This is a genomic window from Mesorhizobium sp. M7A.F.Ca.CA.004.04.2.1, from assembly GCF_004022825.1.
GTDB lineage: Bacteria > Pseudomonadota > Alphaproteobacteria > Rhizobiales > Rhizobiaceae > Mesorhizobium.
This window is the reverse complement of sequence record NZ_RZPH01000499.1, coordinates 1-4,255: the sequence shown is the minus strand read 5'-3', so window position 1 is coordinate 4,255 and position 4,255 is coordinate 1. Positions and strand designations below refer to the sequence as shown.

General features: G+C 65.1%; 5 protein-coding genes. 4 read left to right on the top strand and 1 reads right to left on the bottom strand.

The genetic code is table 11. The features are described from left to right. Positions 1-349: response regulator (locus EN893_RS21025; RefSeq protein WP_128361749.1), on the bottom strand; the 349-nt coding region annotated here is incomplete at its 3' end. A 211-nt stretch (positions 350-560) separates the two neighbouring features. Here EN893_RS21025 and EN893_RS21020 point away from each other — a divergent pair. The 4 genes from EN893_RS21020 to EN893_RS21005 form a co-directional block, all read left to right on the top strand. Continuing rightward, a complete protein-coding gene (locus tag EN893_RS21020) occupies positions 561-1,235 on the top strand; it encodes a hypothetical protein (RefSeq protein ID WP_127270463.1) in 675 nt (224 codons plus the stop codon). Between the two features lie 167 nt (positions 1,236-1,402). Beyond that, positions 1,403-1,597 (top strand): hypothetical protein, encoded by a 195-nt coding sequence (locus tag EN893_RS21015; RefSeq protein ID WP_127396780.1) that lies wholly within the window; start codon positions 1,403-1,405, stop codon positions 1,595-1,597. A 303-nt stretch (positions 1,598-1,900) separates the two neighbouring features. Next, complete coding sequence (locus EN893_RS21010) at positions 1,901-3,112, top strand: efflux RND transporter periplasmic adaptor subunit (protein ID WP_164748939.1); 1,212 nt, start codon at positions 1,901-1,903, stop codon at positions 3,110-3,112. A 4-nt stretch (positions 3,113-3,116) separates the two neighbouring features. After that, the coding region (locus EN893_RS21005; RefSeq protein WP_206640150.1) for an efflux RND transporter permease subunit at positions 3,117-4,255 on the top strand (1,139 nt) is incomplete at its 3' end.

Here is a 4,255-nt window from a genome sequence, read left to right as displayed (position 1 = left end):
GGATGCGGGCAATGAGCTCACGCGGGTTGAACGGCTTGCCGAGATAGTCGTCGGCGCCGAGTTCCAGGCCGATGATGCGGTCGACATCTTCCTTCAGCGCGGTCAGCAGGATGATCGGGGTGTGCGGCTTGCGGTCGCGCAAGCCGCGGCAGATATCGAGCCCCGAGCCGTCCGGCAGCATCACGTCGAGCACGATCAGGTCGAATTGGCCTGAGCCAAGCCGTTGCTCGCATTCGCGCCGGTCCGCCGCCGCCGTGACGCGAAAGCCCTGGCTGTCGAGATAACGCTGGAGAAGCGTCCTGATCTCGCGGTCGTCGTCAACGACGAGGATATGGGGTTGTGACTGCATCAATCGTGCCCTTGCCTTGGCCACGATTATAGGAGGAGCCGCGCCCGAGCGGCATGGAAAATTGCAACCGAACGTTTCCGGGGGCCCGAGGGAAACATTCGGAAACAAATTGCCCTTTTGCGGAAACCTTCGGCAACACGCCGACGCGAAGCGGACAAAGACGCTTCCTATCCTCTGAACTGTCCGAAGCATGAGAGAAAGGAACATCTTTATGCGAAGCAGACTTCTTGCGCTCGGCCTGTTTTCCGTCGCCGCAATTCACCCCGCGCTGGCAGCGCAGCCAGATCCCGGCGCCGGACCAGGCGAGCCGCCACCTGTCGTGGCCATGCAGGACGGCCCAGATCACGGCCCGATGGCTGGACCCGGCCCGCATGAACCGATGCGGCCTGGTTCGCAGGGTTTCGGCCCACAGGGCTTTGGCCCCCGCCGCATGGGTCCGCCGCCGGAGTTCATGCTGGCCGCCCGGCTCGCCGCGCTGGAGACCCGCGTCGGCATCCGCACCGAACAACTCGACGCCTGGCGCGACTACACCAGCGCGCTGCAGGCGGTGCTTTCGCCGCCTCGACCCAACCACGGGCGGCCCGGTAGTGCTGAAGCGAAGGGTCCCGACGCGGCGGGTCCCGGCGGCAAGCCTGATCCTTTCGCGTTCCAGGAAAAGCTGGCCGACGATGTCACCGCCCGCGCGGTTTCGGCCGGTAAACTGAAGGACGCGATCGCGGAACTGCGTGCCAAGCTGACGCCCGAACAACTCGAAGTCCTCGCTTCGGCGGAACGCCCCCATGGATCACCCCCCGGTCCCTGGGGCGGGCCGCCGAACGATGCAGCCGGCCCCAGAGGCCTGCCCAACGATGGCAGGCAGCTCTCGCCCCAGCCCGGGAACGACTGACAACTCTGACCGACTGCACCGGCCGGCCCGGTACCCAACCCGTTCTCGGGCCGGCCGGTTCTCCGGGGGATGGCGGGCGTATCTCCGCCATCCCTCGTTTCAATCACGTCCAGTTCGAATGACGCCAATTCGAACCATGCAATGGAAGCACGACAATGTGGGAAGCCATGATCATGCTGCGGCTGCTCGCGTCCGCCAGCCCGAGGCTCTCGTTCGGTCCTGCCGGGCGCGATATGCCGCTGGCCCTCCCGGTCGACACGCTGAAGGGCGCGATCCGCCTGCGCTTCGCCGCCTGGCGGCTGTCGCTTCCGCTCTCGCAGCCGCTCGACAACCATGGACATCATGACCGCAAGATCGCGTGAACTCCGGCAAGGCGCTTGGCATGTCCTCGCTGATCGGCATAATGATGTTGGTGGGCATCGAGGCCAGCTACTCGACTTTCGAGCAGCTCCGGCCGCCGAGAAGGAGCGCGACATGAGCCGCTTCCAAGCATTGCTCGTCGCCGCCCGCCGACGGGTGCGGCCTATCATCATATGGATCGGCATGCCCCTCGACCAGGCGGTCCATTGCCAACGCGTACACAACTCCAGGGAAAGATCCAGGCCATGATTTCCAAGCCTAGCCAGCCTCGTTTTTCGGCACGCCATCTGGCGCCCTGGGCCGCGATGTTCGCCGCTACCTTTCTGCTGGCGTCCTGCTCGCAGGAGGGCAGCGCCCCCGCCGGCATGGGCGCGCCCGGCAAACCGGAAGTCGGCGTCGTCACCTTGCATCCGCAATCGGTGGCGATCACCGCCGAACTGTCGGGGCGCACGGCGGCTTCGCTGGTTGCCGAGGTGCGCCCGCAAGTGAACGGCATCATCCAGCAGCGCCTGTTCAAAGAGGGCAGCGAAGTTGCTGCGGGACAGCCGCTCTACCTGATCGATCCGGCAAGCTACAAGGCAGCCTATGACAGCGCGGTCGCCGCCCAGCAGAAGGCGCAAGCGGCGGTGCCGACTGCGCAGGCCAAGTTCGACCGTTATGCAGGGCTTTTGAAACAGAACGTTGTTTCCAAACAGGATTATGACGATGCCGCCGCCACGCTGGCGCAGGCGCAAGCCGATGTCGCCTCGGCCAAGGCCAGCGCCGAGACGGCGCGCATCAGTCTCGACCGCACCTCGATCACGGCGCCGATCGCCGGCCGCATCGACAAGTCCACGCTGACGCCCGGCGCGTTGGTGACCGCCAACCAGGACACTGTGCTGACCACCATCCGTGCCCTCGATCCGATCAATGTCGACGTCACGCAATCGAGCACCAACCTGCTCAATCTGCGCCAGGCGATCTCGGAAGGGCGGCTGAAGTTCAGCGGCCCCAATGTCAGCGTCAAGCTGAAGCTCGAGAACGGCACCATCTACACGCAGACCGGCAAGCTGGAATTCGCCGGCGCCAATGTCGACCAGACCACCGGCACCTTCGCGCTCAGGGCCGAATTCCCCAATCCCGATCGCTTGCTGCTGCCCGGCATGTATGTGCGGGCGCTGGTCGAGGAGGGCGTTGCCCAGAACAGTTTCCTGGTGCCGCAGCGCGCCGTCAGCCGCAACACCAAGGGTGAGGCCACGGCCATGGTCATCAATGCGCAGGGCAAGGTCGAGACGCGGGTGCTCGCGGTGCGCAACAGCGTCGGCAACAACTGGCTGGTGGATTCGGGTGTCGGCGACGGTGATCGTGTCATTGTCGAGGGCATGCAGCTGGTGCGCCCCGGCGGCGATGCGACGGGCGTTGAGGTGACGATCGACGAGACGACCGGCGAGGTCAAGGATCGCGGGCAGGGCACGTCCGCCGCACCGGCCGCGTCCAACGCTGCCAAACCGGCGCCTGCCGCCGCGACCGGGAACTGAGGCGATGTCCGTATTCTTCATCAACCGGCCGATCTTCGCCTGGGTGATCGCCATCGTGATCATGCTGGGCGGGCTTCTGGCGCTCACCTCACTGCCGATCTCGCAATATCCGCAGATCGCGCCGACGACAGTCAACATCAGCGCCACCTATCCGGGCGCCGACGCGCAGACGGTCGAGAACTCGGTGACCAAGGTCATCGAGCAAGGCATGACCGGCATCGACAATCTGGACTACATGACGGCGACGTCGACCTCGACCGGTTCGGCCTCGATCACGCTGACCTTCACCACCGCAGCCGATCCCGACACCGCCCAGGTGCAGACGCAAAACAAGCTTCAGCTGGTGCAGTCGCAGCTGCCGCAGGTGGTGCAGAGCAATGGCATCACCGTCTCCAAATCCTCGACCGGCTTCCTTATGGTCATCGGCTTCGTCTCGACCGACGGCAAGATGAACTCGACCGATCTCGCCGACTATGTCGACGCCACCGTCAACGACACGCTGAAGCGCGTCGAAGGCGTCGGCTCGACGCAGCTGTTCGGCTCCGGCTATGCCATGCGCATCTGGCTCGATCCGGACCAGCTCGCCAAGTATGCCCTGATGCCGAGCGACGTGGCGACCGCCATCGAGGCGCAGAACACGCAGGTTTCTGCCGGCCAGCTCGGCGGCCTGCCGGCGCGCAAGGGCCAGCAGCTCAATGCCACGGTGACGGCCAAGAGCCGGCTGCAGACCGCCGAACAGTTCCGCAACATCATCCTGAAGAGCCAAACCGATGGCTCGCTGGTTCGCCTCAACGATGTCGCCACCGTCGAACTCGGCGCCGAAAGCTACACGACGCAGGCCAACTACAACGGCAAGCCCGCGGCCGGCGTGGCCGTCAATTTGGCGACCGGCGCCAACGCCATCAACACCGCCGAAGCGGTGCGCTCGACGATCGCCCGGCTGAGCTCGACCTTCCCGCAAGGCGTCGAGGTCGTCTATCCCTACGACACTTCGCCTTTCGTGCGGCTGTCGATAGAGGAAGTGGTCAAGACGCTGGCCGAGGCGATCGTGCTGGTGTTCCTGGTGATGTTCATCTTCCTGCAGAATCTGCGGGCCACCATCATCCCGACGATCGCCTCGGCCAGCGTCTTGACCACTTCCTC